Origin of the sequence: Marinomonas sp. KMM3893 (genome assembly GCF_004352855.1) — a bacterium.
GTDB classification, from domain to species: domain Bacteria; phylum Pseudomonadota; class Gammaproteobacteria; order Pseudomonadales; family Marinomonadaceae; genus Marinomonas; species Marinomonas arenicola.
This window is the reverse complement of the sequence record NZ_SJSC01000001.1, coordinates 518227-537050: the sequence shown is the minus strand read 5'-3', so window position 1 is coordinate 537050 and position 18824 is coordinate 518227. Positions and strand designations below refer to the sequence as shown.

Below are 18824 nucleotides of genomic sequence, written 5' to 3'. Positions count from 1 at the left end.
CCCAAAATGTTGAACGGTATTCTCAAGTGGATTATGGCGCTGCTTGAGTTTGTCTTTTGAGTGTGGGTGAGCATTAGGAAGGCTTAAAGCCCTGTCATATCAATCGGTTGTGTTTTAACCGCCGGTTTGATGTCGGGTCAAAAATACCCTATTGTTCATCTGACTTTTCTCCACCTACCCATCTGCTACTTTGGCGAATACGATTTATGACGACACATAAGACAAAAGGGTTTTCTCCTTCTTGTGATAGAAACAAACAACCGATTCTTGAGCGCCTTTGTGTGCATTTTAAAGCGTGTAAGCACGTGCTTGAGATTGGTTCTGGTACTGGGCAGCATGCGGTGTTTTTTGCTGAGCATTTGCCCCATTTGATGTGGCACACGAGTGATATGCTCGACTACCACGGCAGTATTCAGGCTTGGATGGCGGATGCAAATTTACCGAACCTTGTTGCTCCTATTGAGTTTCATTTTGGGAAACAGGCTTGGCCAAGGTTGGATCTAGATGGTGTTTTTACGGCGAATACCACGCACATTATGCCCCGTGATGCGGCTCAATTGATGATGCAAACGATCGCGACCCAGTTAAAATCGGGTGGCGTGTTTTGCCAATACGGGCCGATGAATGTGAATGGAGAATACACCAGTGAAGGGAACCGAGAATTTGACCAGCAGTTACAGCAAAGTGGCTGTGGCGGTATCCGTGATCTGGCCGAGTTGGTTGAATGGGCCGAGGGTATGGAGTTAACAGAACAGATAGCCATGCCTGCGAATAACTTCTTGCTGGTCTGGAAAGTGCGTTAATTTGAGTCAAAAACGCAAAGAATGAAGGCACCAATAAGCAAAAGATCAACAAGCCCTGCGTTATGTTTTTACTGTGTTGTAGACACTATAGGTTAGCGAGGGGCTTAGTTTTTTACGCTTAATTAGGTGTTACTCTGCGTATTTATCCGCCGCCCCCGGCTAGGTTTACTCTTCTTAGAATGGGGCTACTTCGTCATAAGCGACTTGTGGCGTTGACCAGCGCTGGCGTGGGTCTAGGGTGGTTTGTGCGCCCGCTAATGGAATCTGCCCACGATCACCGTACAGCCAAAGAACAAAGTTTGTGCGAGTCCCGCTGGTGATAGGGTGAGCCGCGTGGGGAACATTTCCACGGTGCAACATGGCAACGCCAGGTTGGAACCTAAGTTGGTTCGTTTTGCCCGTTGCCGTATCGTAAAAATCGACTTCAGACCCAGTATAGGTTTCTCCTGGTAAGTTCAGGTTTACGTTCAGTGTTGCCGCAGACGCGTCCGTATGAGGTCGAAGTGATGTGTCCATACCGGCTTGATATTGGATGGAAAAACCAAATGTTTGAGTGTCATAACCGACTATTTCAGGAAACAAAAGTCGTGCGATTGGTCGCATGTAGCGATCAAGCAGTTCCCGATAAAATGTCTGGAAATTTGGGGCCGCAAGAAAGCCTTCTGAGCGTGGGTCGAGCATAGCGCCATGACGATTCAGTGCGATGCCATAAGGTGCGCGCATAGGAATTTTGGCGTCTGCGATATTTTCTAAGTAATCTCGTAATTCTGCGAGGCGCTCAGGATCAAAGAACTGGCACATGAACACATTCGCAGAGACTTCTTTCCAGAGAGCTTGCACTGCGGATTCTTTGCTCGGGTCTTGCCATGCTTGTTCAACCGCATCGCGTAGGTTTTTATCCAGTAGCGAGGCGTCAGGAATAAACAGAGAGTCTTGGTGGTTATTCTCCCACTCTTGCCACGCTTCACTAAGCAGGTTGTTATTGCGGTTCCAAAACTGTTGGACAGATGGCGCACGGTTTAACGTTGCCTCTCGTGAAGGCAAATCCAAGGCGCGAGCGCGTTCTAATGAGCTCACTGGGTTTGTTTGGTTAAAAGTAGCGGTATTGTTCATGTCGCTGTCTCCTGAAATGCAGCTAAGTCGTTTTGACTTTGATAATGGGGCTAATTTATTACATCTTACTTTGTAGATAAACAGGCCTTATAAAGAGACAGAATTAAGTATTTCTATATAATCTCAATGTGACCTCCCCCTGCTCAGAGACGTTTGTCTGTGCGAGAAAGAAAAGGGGAGCCTCAGTTAAGATGAGGGCTACAGTTTGAAAGGAGGTTTCTCACTGCCATTAAGCTGGTTAGAAACATGGGCGAAAGTGCTTAGCATAAGAGCGCTTTTTATGGCGTGGTGAGTGCTTAAAAAAGCCTTTTAGATCAATGCTAAAAGGCTTTTTGGTTTGCTGTATTAATGCTTTTTGAGCTACATAGCGGCTTTGAAAATAGCCACCACGTCTTCATGGCTTGGTTGGATTGGGTTGGTAAGCCCACAAGCGTCTTTCATGGCGTTGTCAGCCAGAGTGCTAAAGTCTTCTTCTTTTGCACCAAGCTCGGTTAAGCCAGCTGGGATGTTAACGCTTTGAGACAGTTTAACAATCGCTGCAATGGCGGCATCCGCGCCTTCTTTATCGCTTAATCCGTTTACTTCTTGGCCCAATGCTTTGGCGATATCTTTTAAGCGTGGAGCGGCCACTTGAGCGTTATAGCGTTGTACATGAGGCAGCAATACTGCGTTACACACACCGTGTGGCAAGTCGTAAAAACCGCCCAATTGGTGAGCCATAGCATGCACATAGCCTAACGATGCATTGTTAAACGCCATGCCAGCTAAGAATTGCGCATAGGCCATTTTGTCGCGTGCTTCCATGTTAGTGCCGTTATGTACCGCTTCGTGTAAATGGTCACGGATCAGTTCAATGGCCTTGATGGCGCAGGCGTCTGTGATTGGGTCCGCGGCGGTAGACACATAGGCTTCAATGGCGTGTGTTAGTGCGTCCATACCGGTTGCAGCGGTCAAAGATGCTGGCATGCCTGCCATGAGTCGAGGATCGTTTACCGATAAAATCGGCGTTACGTTTTGATCCACAATGGCCATTTTTATGTGGCGATCTTGGTCCGTGATGATACAAAAGCGCGTCATTTCAGAGGCGGTGCCCGCCGTGGTGTTAATGCCAATCAAAGGCAGTTGTGGTTTCTTAGACACATCCACGCCTTCGTAGTCGCTAATATGGCCGCCATTGGTCGCAACAAGGGCGATGCCTTTGGCGCAATCATGGGCAGAGCCGCCGCCTAAAGAGATCACACAGTCACATTGATGAGTGTGTAACACGTCTAAGCCTGCGTTAACGTTGTTGACTGTCGGGTTGGGTTGAACACCATCAAAAATCAAGCTTTGTATGCCGCGAGCTTGCAACAAACCTTTTAGCTCATCAGCGACACCTAGCTTTGTCATTCCTGGATCAGTAACAATCAAAGCTTGCTTAAATCCAAGGTTTTCGATTTGTACGATGGCGTCATTAAGAGCGCCTTCGCCCATGATGTTGACCGCTGGAATGTAGAATGTGCTACTCATGACATTATCCTTATGATTAGTGATGGATGTTGTAAACCATGACTTCATTTTGGCACTTTTCATTTGCGTTCGATTTGACTTAACGCAAGCTTTTGTAGAATGGAAGCGACTTTGTTTGATGCTAATTAATGCGCGACGGCTTTTAGCATGGGGATGCATTTTAACGCCGCCTCTCGATCTTGGCTGACGTAGGCGCTGCTAATGGCGCCTTCTTTTAACAGGCAGATTAGGTCGACAAAAGACGCATCTTGGTTGCTCAATGCTTGTTGAATGAGGTGGCGAACCTGTTCTTTATGCTGGCGGCAATATTGAGAAATAGCACAGTCTTCAGCGCTGAATTCGGCGCATGTGTTGATGAAAAAGCAGCCTCGAAATGAGTCTAACTCAGGAACTTTGTCGTGAAACCAATCGTTTAACCCATGAAACAACTTGTCTATCACGTCCTGGTCATTTTTGGCACCGTCTAGCAGGTTGGTTAGCCATTGAAGAAAACGCTGGTTTCTTGCTTCTAGAGTGGCTAATGCCAATGCCTCTTTGCCGGCAAAATGATGGTAGAGGGTTTTTTTGGCAATGCCGGACACACTAAGAATCTCGTTGATGCCGATAGAGTGGATGCTGTTTCGGTAAAATAGCGTCAGAGCGGTTTCGATAAGGTTTTGGCGTTTGCTGTTCATTGTGACTCCTCTTGAAGCCTTATAGTGGCAAAAGTAGACTGAAGTGTCTACTTTTCGTGGTGTAGGTCTTTTTCTGCTTTTGGTGATTTCTATCAAGAAGATTAATTGCGTTGATCCTCATTGCTTGTGGATTTATCACTGCTCAAATTGTCGCTCTGTGGTAAGGTTTCGGCTATTCAAAGCGTGAGGGCGAATTGGCCGCAGCGCACAGACATTAGTGACCTATTTAGAAGGAAGTGGTTGTGTCCGACACTCAATCGATAGAAATCAGTAAATTAGAAAAATTGCGTACTGCTTGGTTGCCTGCGGTCGAATTTTTGTTTGGGGAAGCCGCACCAGAAGCGGAGTTTGTTGGTTTTGAAATGAACGCCAATTCGGCAAAACCAGTGGCTTTGTTTGACAATGACAAGGCACCATACCAATACAAGATTCAGATGCCAGCCCGTAGTTTTAGCAATGACGTGATGTTATTGGCAGATGTGATTCAAGAAATGGTCCGTGGCTTATTTCCGGCGGGTGAAAAAGATCATCAAACTACCTCACTTTGTGAAGGCACTGTGGTTTACGGGGCTATCATGGCGATTAAGCAGGTGTTTGGTGAAGAGTCTGTGGATTCTTACTTGAATGCGCTGCGCGAAAATGTGCCTGCTTATTACGATGCTTTTTCCTATGTTGCCGTGTTGTTAACAGAAGACCCTCAAGCCATCAAAAAGCTGCGTTCTGTTCAACCACTTTTATATAAGGTGAAAAAAGAGGACTTCGACACTGCGAATGTTGAGATTAACCGTAAGGTGAAGGATATTCTGCTGCTGACGTTCCGCGCTTAATAAGCGTATTAGACCTAGCGCTTAGATAGGATGTTGAACACACTCTGAGCAAAATGAAAAAGCCGTGTCGAGACACGGCTTTTTTATGACTTATTGTCGAGCTAATGAGGTTTGTCAGTAGCCAATAGGAGTCACTCAATAAGCAGACTGAGTGACCCTTCCTCGTTATTCTGGTTTTAGTTCAGTCAGTTCTTCACTGAACCAAATTTTACGTTTGAAGCGAGGGTTTTTCGACGACATATCGATCTTGTATGGGTTTGGCTCATGCGTTTGAGGCAACTCTAGAATGTTGCACAGCTCTTGTGCCAACCATTTCTCAACTTTTAGCACGACCATTTTTTTACGTAGACGGCCTTGCTCGTCACGGTTCAAAATAGTCGGCAATGTATTCAGCGTTAGAATCTCACCCAATGCCGGGTGCGCCATACGCTCACGTCCTTCATCGCTGGCATAAAAATGCGAGACAGCGAAGACCATACGTTGAGGGTTGATTTGTTGTAAAAACTGACACGATTTCACCACGGTAGAACCAGTACGCACCATGTCGTCAAACAACACAATGCTGGCGCCGTCTAGGCCGTCGAACGTGTGCTCACTTTCTTTGTGTAGGGTGATTTCTACTTTACGCTCATCAGTACGCTCTTTGTCGAGCATGATGAATTTGGCTTTGCTCAGACCAAGCGTATTGAACATCTCTTTAACGAAGTCGCGAGCGCCTTTATCTGGAGCACAAAGTACCAAGCCTTCGCCATCTTTGCCGTAATGCAAAATGTCTGAATTCAGCAAATAGTGCGCGTAAATTTCATAAGGGATTAGGTTATGGAAATCGCCTTCAAAGACTTCATTAAAGATCTTTTGTACGGAATCTGAATGGTTATGGATCGTCATGACGGTATCGACGCCAGACAGTTTTAGCATTTGTGCGTAAAGCTTCGCAGTGAAGGGTTGGCCATCGAACTTTTTAATGTCTTTCACATCGCGTTCGAAGCTGGTTTCACCTAGGCTTTTGTGAGGTCCACGATCCTGTGCGCTGTAGAACAAATCTGGTTCTACTAGGATGACACGGGCGGCGCCGTTTTCTTTCGCTGCTCTGGCGATAATGAAATTCGACATAGCAAGTTCTTGGCGAGTTTTCACATGGCTGCCAGTACTGACAATAATGACAGACTTGCCTTTAAGTTTACGGCCTATATTTTCAAAATCTGTCTCGTCAGAAATGAAACGCGGACAGAACTCAGAGTTCATGAATTGCTTCATGCTGATCAAGTCAGCAATGTCATCGTATTGGCCCATAGCATAGGCGATATCAATAGCAAATGGATTATCGGAAGAGTTACTAACGACTACAACGTTAGCTGGCTGACCGGTCGACAAAGTCATGAAAGATCCTTAACTAGAGGGGGTATGGGGATAAGGTCAATTTTAATACTTGTCGGCTTATTGCGATAGGGTCGATGGAGATAAATCGCACATTAGTTTTAAGATAGACGATAACTGATTCTTATTCGTAAAAAAGAACTGTGTCGTTTCGGTTTTTATTCTTGCTTTTAAGCTGGGTATTCATTCTGCTCTTCGTTTTTTGTGTTTTTCCTAAACGGTTTGGAAAGTATTGGAAAGGCAATGTTGAATTTTTAGCAAAGGAAGCCGCACAGTGGCGACTCACTTCATCATGGCCGGACGCCCCTAGACACCTAATAAGGCGAACACCGAGTGAATAATAGGTGTCTTTTGACGTCCCTTTGACTAACCGCCACAGGCTTGATAGCAACTTGGGGTCCTCGGACACACAGACCCTCTTGAGCAGATTAGCCTAGCGTCGTTATCTATGCCTCGTTCGATCCAGTTAATGTTAAGGATTTTTGCCACGCTCATCAGGTCTTTCTTCATGGCGTTGGGAATGGCCGATGTGCCGCCGCCACTAAAGCAGGCCTGTTTGAGCTCTTGAGCAATGGCGATAGCGTCTTTGCCTTGCGCCGTAATCGCTGGGTTCAAATCGATGCCAGAACAGAGAACGTGACTGCTGCCAGTCAGGTCTTGTACCTTGATGGATTCACAGGCATAGATACGCGGCTCGTCTCCCACGTTTAAAATGGAAATCTGCGCAGAAGTCCCCGTGGTCGGCGCGGTAATCATCCGAAATACAGCCCAGTTCTGACAAGGGTCTTCGACCAAACTCATGTTTCCCCAGGGCAAAGGAATGCCATTGCCGCGATAAACCGCTTTTAGTTTGCCCGGTGCAAAGGCATCAAAATAATGCCAATGGGGGTAGGGCGACACCGCGGTCATGCGGCGCATGGCCACCGACTCAGAGACACCAGCCAATTTTGCCGTGTTAATTTCGTAACCATTTCGGTCAAGCATTTGCCGAAAGGGTACTTTAGGGCACAGTAAGGCGCCGGCAAAAAAACTGCACTCAAAATCCCGCCACGCATAGAGGATATCTTGCGCATCCATACCTGAGGTTTGTACTCGCGAATTGGGCGCTTGCAGAGGGGATATTTCATTACGTCCGGTCACTAAAACGTTTCTCATGCCGTCTTTATCGTGCAATACCGCATGACCAATATGCACCGCGAGATTGTACTTTAGTCGTTGCGGCTGGGACTTCATTATCTGATTGATGTAGATCTGGTTTGGGGGCTCAAAAAACGAGGTAACGACATGTTGCTCGTTGATTCCCATGCTCTCTAATACTGACAAAGGGGTCTTGCGGAACCATTTGATCTGCAACCCCATCTGCTTGGTGATGGCGACTATGTCATCGAGGCTGAGAGGTAAGCGTTTTAACCCCACTTCTTCTGCTGCTCGTTCTAAATCTGGGAAATGATTTTGATGATGCTCTTGGTGGGCACGAATCAAAAGATGGGCGAATTGACGACCGCTGGTGCCGGTTTGAGACAGCATTTCAGGAATGGCAATTTGCAGGATCTCTTTTGAGAACAAGAAGTTTGGCTCCAGCGCCATGCCATTAATGCCACCACCGGACCCTTTTTGCGGAACGATCGCGTCTTCTTCTGGAATGTCGTCTAAAAACCAATCGATGTTTTTCTGAAAAACACTGGCAATAATCTCCAATACTTCTTCACTGGGAACGCGTTTACCGCGTTCTATCATGGACAAATAAGAGACAGACGGCGCGTATTCCGCGTTCACTTTTACGCATCTGGCAGACAGGTCTTCCATCGTCAAACGGTTGCGTTTTCTGAGGTTGCGGATCTTAGTACCCAAAAAATGGGCTTTACGGATAAGGCTATTTTTATTTTTCATTTTTGTAAAATTTACACTGTGTAATTCTTATTGTGAAATTTTAATTTAGTTTGTCATAGACTAAAAATCAAGCAATCGGAACTTGTTACCGACATCCCGACAAGACAGGCAGATGAGAAAAGGAAAGTAAGATGAAGCAATCACACAATAAAAATACTGCAATGCAAGATGGGTTAGACCTGTTCGTAAATGATGATTTCCGTCGCTTTCTTGATAACGATGTCTTGCCACTGCATGGCTTAGAGACTGAGACATTTTGGCGTGATCTTAAGCAGTTGATCAGCGACCTAGCACCTGTCAATCGCCAGTTGCTCGCCACGCGAACTCGCCTGCAACAGCAAATTGACCAGTGGCATAAAGAACAACAAGGTCAGCCAATGGACATGGCGGAATACGAGTCTTTTCTCAGAGACATTGGCTACATAGTAAAAGCAGGTGGTGATGTCACTGTAAGCACTGACCATGTGGACGACGAGATCGCGCAGTTAGCAGGCCCTCAATTGGTTGTACCGCTTAAAAATGCTCGCTTTGCGTTGAACGCAGTAAACGCTCGTTGGGGCAGTATGTACGACGCTTTTTACGGCACCGATGTCATTGAGCGCGGCGAACTCGATCTGGCTGGTGGGCATAATGCACAGCGCGGTCAACAGGTTATCGCGAAAGCAAAAGACTTTTTGGATGAGATCTTCCCATTAGACCAAGGTTCTCATCATGATGTGACCAGCTATGTTGTTTACTACCATCATCTGTTGGCCTTTTTCGCCGATGGCCGTCAAACCGGACTGAAAAAACCTTGCCAGTTCGTTGCTATTAATGGGCAAAAAGCCGACCCAGAGTCGCTTTTGCTGAAAAACAATGGCCTGCATGTGGAGATCAAATTCGATCGTAATGGCAAGAATGGCATAAGCGACAAGGCCAATATTGATGACATCCTCATTGAGTCTGCGCTGACCACCATTATGGACTGTGAAGATTCTGTTGCCGCGGTGGACGCCGAGGACAAATTAGAGGTTTACCAGAACTGGTTAGGCTTGATGCAAGGCACCTTGGAAACAAGCTTTGAAAAAGACGGTGAAACCCACACACGCAGGATGAATCCAGATCGTATTTTTTCTGACTTAGACGGTGAGGTGTATCGAGTTTCAGGTCGTTCTTTGATGTTGATTCGAAATGTCGGGCATTTGATGGAATCGGATTTGATCCAAGATTCAAAGGGAGATTTTGTACCAGAAGGCATCATAGATGCCGTGGTAACTGCCCTGATTGGTGCCTTGGATTTGCAGCGTGAAACAGGCCTTAGCAATAGCCGCACCGGAAGCATTTACATTGTAAAACCGAAAATGCACGGACCCGAAGAAGTGGCTTTTAGTTGCGAGTTGTTTGCCCGTGTTGAGCAACTTTTGGGTTTGGCGAAGAACACATTGAAGATTGGCATTATGGATGAAGAGCGCCGTACAACGCTGAATCTAAAAGAGTGTATTCGCATGGCGCAAGAACGTGTGGTGTTTATTAACACCGGCTTCTTAGATCGTACCGGTGACGAAATACACACCAGTATGCAGGCCGGGGCGTTTTTGCCCAAGGATCAGATTAAACAGCAAGTGTGGATAGACGCGTACGAGAATCGCAATGTCGATATTGGCTTGCAATGCGGTTTGCAAGGTCGAGCACAGATAGGCAAAGGCATGTGGGCGATGCCAGATGAAATGGCGATGATGATGAAAACCAAAATCGCACACCCGAAAGCCGGCGCTAATACCGCTTGGGTACCGTCGCCAACTGCGGCAACACTGCACGCTCTGCATTATCACCAAGTTGATGTGTTTGCTGAGCAAGAGAGCATCAAACAGCGGACGCCAGTGACCTTTACGGATTTGCTGCGAATTCCCATTATTCAACCGGGGCAGGCCTTGTCTGCCGAGATTATTCAACGCGAAATTGAGAACAATGTTCAAGGGTTGTTGGGGTATGTCGTGCGCTGGGTTGAAGCGGGCGTTGGTTGCTCAAAAGTGCCCGATATTAACAATACGGCGCTCATGGAAGACCGCGCGACATTGCGTATTTCTAGCCAGCATTTGGCGAATTGGTTACTGCACGGCATTTGTAATAAAAGCCAGGTGATGGATGTGATGGAACGCATGGCCAAGGTAGTGGATGAACAAAATAAAACCACCGCAGGCTATCAGCCAATGGCGCCAGAAGGCAAGACCGCGAGTGAGCAGGCAAGTTTCGCTTTCAAGGCCGCACAGGATTTGATTTTCAACGGTGTTGAGCAGCCAAGCGGTTACACCGAGCCGCTTTTGCATACCTACCGAGTAAGGGCAAAAGCCGCTGCGAAGCAGTAGTGTACAAAGATGAATTTGATTGATTTAAACGATGTTGGCAGTCGCCAAAGAGACTAAAAACCTAACCCTAAATAAGAGAGCTTAACCATGCAAACTTACAAAAACAAAACTCAGCAGGCAGCACAGACTATTCAGCAACAAGGCACATGGGGGGCGATTAACCCTGAAAATGTGGCCAGAATGCAATTGCAGAATCGTTTTACCAGTGGTTTAGACATTGCAAAATACACGGCTAAGATCATGCGTGAAGACATGGCAAGTTACGATAAAGACGCGGCCAATTACACTCAATCTTTGGGGTGCTGGCATGGTTTTATCGGCCAACAAAAAATGATCTCTATTAAGAAGCACTTTGGTACGACGCGCAGTCGTTACCTGTATCTATCTGGTTGGATGGTGGCGGCCATGCGTTCTGAATTTGGGCCTTTACCTGATCAGTCTATGCATGAAAAAACGTCTGTGCCGGCCTTGATCGAAGAACTTTATACCTTTTTGAAGCAAGCGGATGCTCGTGAGTTACAGCATTTATTTAAAGAAATGGACGAGGCTCGTGCCGCCGGTGATCAGGTGCGTGAGCAGGCGGCGCAAACGCAAATTGATAACTTTGAAACCCATGTAGTGCCTATTATCGCCGACATAGATGCAGGTTTTGGTAATGAAGAAGCGACCTACTTGCTAGCGAAAAAAATGATCGAAGCAGGCGCATGTTGTATTCAGATCGAGAATCAGGTGTCTGATGCCAAACAGTGTGGTCACCAAGATGGCAAGGTAACCGTGCCTCATGAGGACTTCTTAGCGAAAATTAACGCGGTACGCTATGCCTTTATGGAGTTGGGCGTTGACGATGGTGTGATCGTTGCTCGTACGGATTCATTGGGGGCAGGCTTAACGCAAAAAATCCCAGTGTCTCGTGAGCCAGGTGATTTGGCGGATCAATACAATGCCTACCTAGATGGGGAAGAAGTGAACTCATTGGCTGACATGCAATCGGGTGATATGGCGATCAAACAAGGCGACCGTTTGATCAAACCGACCCGTTTGCCAAATGGTTTAGTACGCTTTAAAGCGGATACTGGTGCAGACCGTGTGGTATTGGATTGTATTACGTCGTTGCAAAATGGTGCGGATCTGTTGTGGATCGAAACGGAAAAGCCTCATATCGGCCAAATAGCTGAGTTGGTAAACCGTATCCGTGATGTCGTGCCTAATGCCAAATTGGTTTACAACAACAGCCCATCGTTTAACTGGACGTTAAACTTCCGTCAGCAAGTATTTGATGCTTGGTTGGAAGAAGGTAAAAACACGGCCGATTACCAGCGTGATCAGTTGATGTCTTCTCAATACGATGGCACAGAATTGGCGGATGAAGCGGATGAGCGTATTCGTTGCTTCCAAAGAGACGCCGCGCAGCAAGCGGGTATTTTCCATCATTTGATTACCTTGCCGACTTACCATACCGCGGCCTTGTCTACTGACAATTTAGCGAAAGACTACTTTGGTGAGCAAGGCATGTTGGGTTACGTGAAAGAAGTGCAGCGCAAAGAAATTCGTCAAGGTCTGGCCTGTGTGAAGCATCAGGACATGTCTGGCTCAAACATAGGCGATGACCATAAAGAGTACTTCTCTGGTGCACAAGCGCTAAAAGCATCAGGCAAAGACAATACGATGAATCAGTTCGCCGTATCTTCTTAAGGAAACCTTAAGAAGCTGAGTTCTGTAAAGAGATCTTAGAATGATGTTGTTCTAAAAAGGTCCTAATAAAGAGTTTCCTTAATAGACCTTTGTAAGGCCAGCAATGATGTGATTGCTGGCCTTTTTTTGTCTATTAAATAGTTTAATTCGAATGTCTTTAATACTTTGTTTGCCTTTCCTCTTTAAGCTACTTAGCATTGCGCCTATCTGTTTTATAGGAGCAATGTGGTGGACGTAACACAGAATAGATTGAAAACAGCGACCATTGTCTCAGCCATTACTATGGTGCTGACAGGCTGCTCTTTATTCTCAAACAATGGGTACCAAGGTGGCGATCATCGTGGCGGTGGGCCTACGGGGCCATTAACGGGCACGGAAATAGCTAACAAAATAGACCCTGAAGACCTAAAAGCCGTGCAAGACGAAAACGCCCCTTATGTTGGCGGTGATCATCGTGGTGGAGGCCCAACGGGACCTTTATCTGGTGTAGCAACCGACAGCGCAGCGAGCTCTGAGGAAAAAGCGACTCAAACCTTTTCTACTGCAGAAAACTCGGCGAGCGTGGAACAAAGTAGTGACCTTCAAGAAAGCTCAGAAACTGGCGCAGACGAAGAGGTGTACTTAGGCGGAGATCATAGGGGCGGCGGTTCTGTGGTGCCTTGATCGAGTCAATGGTGCAGCATTGTCTAATAAAAAAACCTGAGCGTTGGGCAACCATACTCAGGTTTTTTTATGGAAGTTAGGACACCTTGTTAGGTGATGACATAGTGTGTTCATTAAAGTGTCATCGATTCTGTGTATTTTGATGGGATAGCAATTAACCGTCTACGATGTTCGCATTTGAAGGATACACAAGATGAAATATAACGCTTTGCTCGTCGGCTTAGTTTCCGCTGGCGTGTTAGCTGGTTGCACTAGCACAATGACAAAAACAGCCGATACGAGTTTTACCGCGTCTTTTCCACAAGAGGGCAGTCCGCTGCCTTATCGGGTTTTACGCAACGACTTATTGGATGCAAGAAGCGGTAAAGTATTTGACATTCGTAACGGTGGCTACGGTTCGGCAATGACAGGGAACCCTCATCATGCCAATCAGTTTTATGCGTTAACAGATCGTGGCCCAAATGCCGCTTTTACTGGCGATCTAGGGAAAGGAAAGATGTTCCCTGTAGCGGATTACACGCCTCGTATTGGTTTGTTTGAAGTGATGCCAAATGGCGTGATTAAGCAGCGTAAAGATATCCTATTGAAACGCCCAGACGGTACCTTGATAAGCGGTTTACCCAATTCATCCGCGTTAGGCGGAACGGGAGAAACGCCATACGATGCCAAAGGCAATGCCATCTTGGAGAACCCCAACAAGCCATACAATAAAGTCAGCAATCCCATTAAGTTGGATGATTACGGTCTTGATGGGGAAGGGTTGGTTGCGCTGAAAGATGGCACTTTTTGGGTGAGTGATGAATATGGCCCACACATAGTTCATTTCGATGCTAATGGCGTTGAAATGGGTCGTATAAACGCCTTTAAAAACGACAGCAGGGACAGTTTCCATTTGCCTGCGGTATTCCAATATCGTCGCGCGAACCGTGGTATGGAAGGTTTAGCCATTACACCAGATGAAAAGACGCTGGTGGGCATTATGCAATCGACTTTAGCGAATCCGAATAAAGCCGCGCAAAAAGGGGATTTAACGCGTCTGGTCAGTATTCGATTAGACAATGGCCAATCTGAGCAGTATTTGTATCGCCAAGAGAAAAAGCAAAATTCGAACTCTGAGCTAGCCGCGCTCAACAGTCATGAGTTTTTAGTGGATGAACGTGATGGCGGTTTTTTACTTGGCGGATTAGATGGCGACGCTAACCCGAATGTTCAAAAGCATATTTACCGCATCGACCTTACGACAGGCACACCATTGTCTAGCGTCCCTTTATCGTCTTCTATTACACGTGACCCTCGCCATGGGTTGATGATAGACGGATTGACCCTAGAGCAATTTGTAGAGAAAAAAGGCTGGGCAGCATTGGCCGAAAAAGGCATTAAACCGGTTGAGAAAACCTTGGTGGTAGATGTGGTGAAAGCCGTGAATTACCCACACGATAAAATGGAAGGCCTATGGGTGATTGATTCACACCATTTGGGCATTTTAAACGATGACGACTTTGCGACCTGGTCTACAAAAGGTAAGTTAGAGCAAAAATACCTTGATAAACAGCAAGTGGATGGCAACCGCCTGTACATAATTGATACCGACTTGTTTGCTAAAGAGTAGGCTTGTTCTCTGATTTTGAGGGCTTTTGTCAGAAATTTTGCGTTTTTTAGTGATCATTGAGGATACCGTGAGACAATTTGCTTGGTCTTATTTACGGCTAGCCTCAAGAAGCTTTAGACTCGTCTTTATTATTGGTGAAGAGGAGCTTTTTATGAAATCAGCAAAACGAATGATGAAAGCGATGGTGTTAGCGTCCTTGTTAGTCGGGTTAACCGCGTGTGTGTTTATGCCGCATGGACATCATGGCGGTGGGCACGGTGGTCGAGTACATAGCCGGTAATTAAAAAAAAGCGCAGCGGCGCTTTTTTTTGTGTCTAGGGTTTGGGGTTATTCGTATTCGACCTTTATGATTTAATAGATTGTTTTTTATCAAGAAAAATGGACAAATCAGTATTAATTACGCGCCAAAACAGAAGAAAATCCTCAACTATTTTTAGCTTTATGGTAGATTGAAGCAATACAACAGAGTTCGGACCATTATTCGAATAATAACATCACTTAAGATAGATTTGTGGTCGGCACAAATCGCGCTTTTAGGGAGCCAAATATGCGTTTTAAGCACACTAGACTTTTAGCTAGCTCGATTCTACTTGGAGCTATGACAACTCATGCGATGGCCGCAGAATTTAAAGTCCCAGTTTCATACGAAATTATGTACGTTGACCTTAAAGACACCAGTAAATTTGGTTCTGATTTTGATATTAAACTTGATAAAGGTCATCACCAAGTTGTTGTTCGTTATAACCAAAACATCCGCAATAGCGACGATTTAAATCTATACAGATCAGAGCCTATCATCATCGATTTTGATGTAGAACAAGACACCAAGCTTGAGCTTAAAGCGCCTTATATCCGCAAAGATCAACAAGCATCGGACTACGCAGACAAACCTACCTTTACTATTGTAGATGCAAAAACTGGCAGCAAATATGATTACACAGATCAGATGCTACCGATGAAACCGGGCTTTCAACCAACACGAAATTACCTAGAAGAAATTAAAGTCTTCACAGGTGTGAAAGCCGCGAATGCCGCGAGCTCTGCAGCGACTTACGCACCAACACCACCACCAAAAGAAGTGGCTGAAACCAATGAGTTCCAGATGATGCAGTTTTGGTTTAATAAATCTGACGCGGCAACGCGCAAAGATTTCCGCATCTGGATGGTAGATAATACGCATCAACCAAAAGCGAAAAACACACAATTTGAAATGCTGACATTCTGGTTCAATAAAGCCACGCCAACTGAGCGTAAAGCTTTCCAAGTTTGGTTAGTTCAGTAATTTTGTAGCCTTATAGATGTAAAAAAACCTGCCAGAGAGCAGGTTTTTTTTTGTTTGGAGATTATTTATACCGCTTTGACGGATGTTTGTGTTACTCGACTTTTAGTAAATTGCTTATTAATCCATAGGGCAAAAAGCATGATTGCGCCGCCAATTGAAAGGCGTATTAGGTCAGCGTCACGATTCCAAAATATCAGGTTGACTAGGATGCCGGCAGGTATGAGCAGATTGTTAGAAATAGCAAGAGTACCAATGTTCACCAGTGTTGCGCCGCGATTCCAAGCAAAATATCCCACCCCAGAAGCAATAATACCAAGGTAGGTTAATATGCCCCACTGCAATGGTGTTGTTGGTAATTTATCTAAGTCTCCTAGTAACAAAAAGCATGGCGTAACGACTATTAATGCGCCAATAAAGAACCAGCCAAATATGGCTCTTTGAGGCAAATCGATGGTTCTTTTTTCCATTATCCGTTTATAACCCACTTGACCAACAGCAAAGCAAATATTGGCACCTTGGACAATCAGAAAGCCTTTGATAAAGCCTTCATCCACACCTTGGTAGCGAATAGCGACAGCGCCTAAGACAGCAACGCCAGCACTAAAAATAAAGCCTGGGTTAAATTGTTTAGCGAATAGACCATTGATCAATGTCACATAGATAGGCGTCAAAACACTAAAGAGTAATACTTCTGGCACGGATAGATATAAAAAGGATTGGTAATAAAAGCCATACATAATGCCCAATTGAAAGGCACCACATATCATCAGTAACAAGGCGGTTTTAGCTTCTATTTGACGCCATTTTAAGAAGGGTAAAAAGACGAGAGTGGCGAGGGCGACGCGCATTAATACCGAGAACCAAGCATCCACTTGCCCCGCTAGGTAAACGCCGATCAGGCTAAATGAGAATGCCCATAAAAAAGTGACGGCAATAAGTATTGGCATGGTTAAATTCCAGAAAGTTCATCAAAAGTGACGCTAAGTTTAACGACTTTGGTAATTTTGGTAAATCTGTTTACCAAAAATAAAACGCAGGTTTACTAGTGTGGTTTTTTTAGTTGTGTCATTGTTTGGCCGTATAAAACCAGAATGGTGATGGGGTGAGTAACGGATTAGGGCGGCTAAAGAGTTGTTTTTTATTGATCTATGTTCGGGTTTTGTTGTGCTTGTCAGCTCGCCTCCGGAAAACCTTGATCTAGATTAAGATTTATTCTCATCAGACTTGTTACCTTGCTGGTCATTGATATTTCGTTTGACCAAAAAAGGAATCTGATGATGAAAGCATTTATCCCTGTTGCCCTTGTTTCTGCTCTTTGCTCTTCTGTTGCGCTTGCTCATAATGAAGGCGATTTTTTCGTCCGTGGTGGTGCCGCGATTGTGATGCCGAATGAGAGCAGTGATGACGTTGGTGGTAATGAGCTGAAAATTGATGACGACACTCAATTAGCGGCGACCTTTACTTACATGGCAACAGACAATATTGGTGTTGAGCTGTTGTTAGCAACCCCTTTTACGCATGACGTTAAGCTTGACGGTGATAAAGTTGCCGAGGTGTCTCAATTGCCACCGTCTTTGATGGTGCAATATTATTTTGCTCAAGCGGACAGCAAAATCCGTCCTTATGTTGGTGCTGGTGTGAATTACACTTTCTTCTTTGATGAAAAAGGCAAAGGGGTTTTATCCAGTGATGATATTAACGTAGACGACTCAATGGGTTGGACGGTTCAAGCAGGGGTGGATGCAAAATTTGCAGAAAACTGGTTTGCAAATGCGTCAATTTGGTACATGGACATTGATACCGATGTGCGTACTGAGTCAGTAGGTACTATTCATACAGAAATTGACCCTGTCTCCGTTATGCTCGGTGTGGGTTACACCTTTTAAAATGTGATGTGTTAAACCACTAAAGCGCCCCTGTATTGATGTGTCATCATGCAGGGGCGTTTTGTATTGTCTGGAAAAAGTGTCTGGAAAAAGTGTCTGGCAAAACGTGTTTATAAAGGCGCGGTTTAGAAAATGATTAAGTGCAATACGCCGCGTAATAGCATGCCGATCAGGCCGCCGTATATGGCCACACGCATCACTTTGTTAATGCGTGTTCCGGCGGCAGCGAAAATAGCAATGCCTGCGATATCAAGAGGATTGGTCGCAAATCCAGCCATGCGATTAAGTTCTGTAACGCTAATGGCACCTTGTTTGACTAAGTCGATGGTGATGCCAACGTAAGCGGTGCCACCTGCGATAAATTTGGTGACGAGTGGTAAAACACTGGCTTCAGGCAAATGGATTAGGCTAAGAGCTGGGGCTAGAAGAGGCGCTAAATAGTCAATGACATGGAGAGCTTTGAGTAAATTGACAAAAAAGATCGCAATAATCAGCATAGGAATCATGCCGAGCGCCAAGCGCATACCTTCTTGTCCACCGTCAGACAAAATCTGTAAGACGCTCTTTTTCCCTTCATAATGAGCGGGGGCGGTATTGTCTTCATCGGTGACTTCTCTACTATCCCAACTTTTTGTGAACAGGTAATAGGTGACGGCCGCCGCGGCTAACCCACCCACAAACGAAGTCGCGATTAAAATACCGACATTAAGCCCGACAGCGGCTAATGGAAACGCCGCGTTGGCTTGTGACATGGCGAGTACCATCGCGATGGTGGCTGCCAAGTGACGCTCGTTGGTGCCGTTCTTATCCATTAAGGACAAGGTTGCGATGGGCGCGGCAAAACTTACGAAGGTGATTTTTAACGCGGCAAAAACGCCGAGTCCAGGAATACCAAATAGACGAGTAACTGGTGCAATTTTATCGCATAGCCAACTTAAAACGCCTTTAGCATCAAGCAATTTCATAATGGCGAGCATGATAACCATCATGGGCAATAAAATGTACAAGGCCATATCAAGTCCCGCTTTACCGGAGACGAGTACAAGAGAAATAAACTGGTCCATCAAGTGTTCCTGTTGATAGTAAAAAACAGCAATAGAGCGGCAATGTATAGAAAAAACGCGCTAAATAGAAGGCTTGCTTTGTTTTGATCG

The 18824-nt window shown here is 45.6% G+C and carries 16 protein-coding genes; 9 read left to right on the top strand and 7 right to left on the bottom strand.

Translation table 11 applies throughout. The features are described from left to right. Positions 1–206 precede the first annotated feature (206 nt). Positions 207–803 (top strand): DUF938 domain-containing protein, encoded by a 597-nt coding sequence (locus E0D71_RS02440; protein ID WP_133001699.1) that lies wholly within the window; start codon positions 207–209, stop codon positions 801–803. 174 nt (positions 804–977) lie between these two features. Here the strand turns inward: E0D71_RS02440 and E0D71_RS02435 are convergent, their stop codons facing one another. From E0D71_RS02435 to E0D71_RS02425, 3 genes are all read right to left on the bottom strand, one after another. Next, entirely contained in the window at positions 978–1916 is a 939-nt protein-coding gene (locus tag E0D71_RS02435; RefSeq protein ID WP_133001698.1) for a 2OG-Fe(II) oxygenase, read from the bottom strand. Between the two features lie 360 nt (positions 1917–2276). Then, positions 2277–3425, bottom strand: a complete 1149-nt coding sequence (gene yiaY / locus E0D71_RS02430) for an L-threonine dehydrogenase (protein ID WP_133001697.1) — start codon at positions 3423–3425, stop codon at positions 2277–2279. 125 nt (positions 3426–3550) lie between these two features. Further along, a complete protein-coding gene (locus E0D71_RS02425; RefSeq protein WP_133001696.1) occupies positions 3551–4099 on the bottom strand; it encodes a TetR/AcrR family transcriptional regulator in 549 nt (182 codons plus the stop codon). Between the two features lie 242 nt (positions 4100–4341). Here E0D71_RS02425 and E0D71_RS02420 point away from each other — a divergent pair, with 242 nt between their 5' ends. After that, positions 4342–4926 (top strand): hypothetical protein, encoded by a 585-nt coding sequence (locus tag E0D71_RS02420; RefSeq protein WP_133001695.1) that lies wholly within the window; start codon positions 4342–4344, stop codon positions 4924–4926. Positions 4927–5091: 165 nt separating this feature from the next. Here E0D71_RS02420 and E0D71_RS02415 read toward each other — a convergent pair whose 3' ends face one another. Next, positions 5092–6306, bottom strand: coding sequence for a phosphoribosyltransferase family protein (locus E0D71_RS02415; protein WP_133001694.1), 1215 nt, complete (start codon positions 6304–6306; stop codon positions 5092–5094). A gap of 363 nt (positions 6307–6669) precedes the next feature. Next, complete coding sequence (locus E0D71_RS02410) at positions 6670–8193, bottom strand: DUF3612 domain-containing protein (RefSeq protein WP_133001693.1); 1524 nt, start codon at positions 8191–8193, stop codon at positions 6670–6672. A gap of 161 nt (positions 8194–8354) precedes the next feature. Here E0D71_RS02410 and E0D71_RS02405 point away from each other — a divergent pair, with 161 nt between their 5' ends. The 6 genes from E0D71_RS02405 (at position 8355) to E0D71_RS02385 (ending at position 15784) form a co-directional block, all read left to right on the top strand. After that, complete coding sequence (locus E0D71_RS02405; protein ID WP_133002108.1) at positions 8355–10538, top strand: malate synthase G; 2184 nt, start codon at positions 8355–8357, stop codon at positions 10536–10538. An 87-nt stretch (positions 10539–10625) separates the two neighbouring features. Next, positions 10626–12230: an isocitrate lyase gene (locus tag E0D71_RS02400; RefSeq protein WP_133001692.1), complete on the top strand. Its 1605-nt coding sequence runs from the start codon at positions 10626–10628 to the stop codon at positions 12228–12230. 228 nt (positions 12231–12458) lie between these two features. Continuing rightward, positions 12459–12893, top strand: a complete 435-nt coding sequence (locus E0D71_RS02395; RefSeq protein ID WP_133001691.1) for a hypothetical protein — start codon at positions 12459–12461, stop codon at positions 12891–12893. 193 nt (positions 12894–13086) lie between these two features. Beyond that, entirely contained in the window at positions 13087–14502 is a 1416-nt protein-coding gene (locus E0D71_RS02390) for an esterase-like activity of phytase family protein (RefSeq protein ID WP_133001690.1), read from the top strand. Positions 14503–14653: 151 nt separating this feature from the next. Next, positions 14654–14782, top strand: a complete 129-nt coding sequence (locus E0D71_RS17545; RefSeq protein ID WP_279433429.1) for a hypothetical protein — start codon at positions 14654–14656, stop codon at positions 14780–14782. 318 nt (positions 14783–15100) lie between these two features. Then, positions 15101–15784 (top strand): DUF2057 domain-containing protein, encoded by a 684-nt coding sequence (locus tag E0D71_RS02385; protein ID WP_165942939.1) that lies wholly within the window; start codon positions 15101–15103, stop codon positions 15782–15784. Positions 15785–15849: 65 nt separating this feature from the next. On the opposite strand, the gene E0D71_RS02380 is transcribed toward E0D71_RS02385, so the two are convergent. Next, on the bottom strand, positions 15850–16731 hold the full coding sequence (locus tag E0D71_RS02380) for a carboxylate/amino acid/amine transporter (protein ID WP_133001688.1): 882 nt from the start codon (positions 16729–16731) through the stop codon (positions 15850–15852). Between the two features lie 330 nt (positions 16732–17061). Between E0D71_RS02380 and E0D71_RS02375 the strand changes: the two genes are divergently transcribed. Beyond that, complete coding sequence (locus E0D71_RS02375) at positions 17062–17670, top strand: OmpW family outer membrane protein (protein ID WP_133001687.1); 609 nt, start codon at positions 17062–17064, stop codon at positions 17668–17670. 125 nt (positions 17671–17795) lie between these two features. Here E0D71_RS02375 and E0D71_RS02370 read toward each other — a convergent pair whose 3' ends face one another. Continuing rightward, on the bottom strand, positions 17796–18734 hold the full coding sequence (locus E0D71_RS02370) for a nucleoside recognition family protein (RefSeq protein ID WP_133001686.1): 939 nt from the start codon (positions 18732–18734) through the stop codon (positions 17796–17798). Positions 18735–18824: the final 90 nt, after the last annotated feature.

Bases quoted from the DNA above. Each gene is read 5' to 3' on its own strand.
- E0D71_RS02425 (WP_133001696.1), bottom strand. From the start codon at position 4,099: ATGAACAGCAAACGCCAAAACCTTATCGAAACCGCTCTGACGCTATTT.
- E0D71_RS02410 (WP_133001693.1), bottom strand. From the start codon at position 8,193: ATGAAAAATAAAAATAGCCTTATCCGTAAAGCCCATTTTTTGGGTACT.
- E0D71_RS02440 (WP_133001699.1), top strand. From the start codon at position 207: ATGACGACACATAAGACAAAAGGGTTTTCTCCTTCTTGTGATAGAAAC.
- E0D71_RS02435 (WP_133001698.1), bottom strand. From the start codon at position 1,916: ATGAACAATACCGCTACTTTTAACCAAACAAACCCAGTGAGCTCATTA.
- E0D71_RS17545 (WP_279433429.1), top strand. From the start codon at position 14,654: ATGAAATCAGCAAAACGAATGATGAAAGCGATGGTGTTAGCGTCCTTG.
- E0D71_RS02390 (WP_133001690.1), top strand. From the start codon at position 13,087: ATGAAATATAACGCTTTGCTCGTCGGCTTAGTTTCCGCTGGCGTGTTA.
- E0D71_RS02375 (WP_133001687.1), top strand. From the start codon at position 17,062: ATGAAAGCATTTATCCCTGTTGCCCTTGTTTCTGCTCTTTGCTCTTCT.
- E0D71_RS02400 (WP_133001692.1), top strand. From the start codon at position 10,626: ATGCAAACTTACAAAAACAAAACTCAGCAGGCAGCACAGACTATTCAG.
- E0D71_RS02415 (WP_133001694.1), bottom strand. From the start codon at position 6,306: ATGACTTTGTCGACCGGTCAGCCAGCTAACGTTGTAGTCGTTAGTAAC.
- yiaY (WP_133001697.1), bottom strand. From the start codon at position 3,425: ATGAGTAGCACATTCTACATTCCAGCGGTCAACATCATGGGCGAAGGC.
- E0D71_RS02380 (WP_133001688.1), bottom strand. From the start codon at position 16,731: ATGCCAATACTTATTGCCGTCACTTTTTTATGGGCATTCTCATTTAGC.
- E0D71_RS02405 (WP_133002108.1), top strand. From the start codon at position 8,355: ATGCAAGATGGGTTAGACCTGTTCGTAAATGATGATTTCCGTCGCTTT.
- E0D71_RS02385 (WP_165942939.1), top strand. From the start codon at position 15,101: ATGACAACTCATGCGATGGCCGCAGAATTTAAAGTCCCAGTTTCATAC.
- E0D71_RS02370 (WP_133001686.1), bottom strand. From the start codon at position 18,734: ATGGACCAGTTTATTTCTCTTGTACTCGTCTCCGGTAAAGCGGGACTT.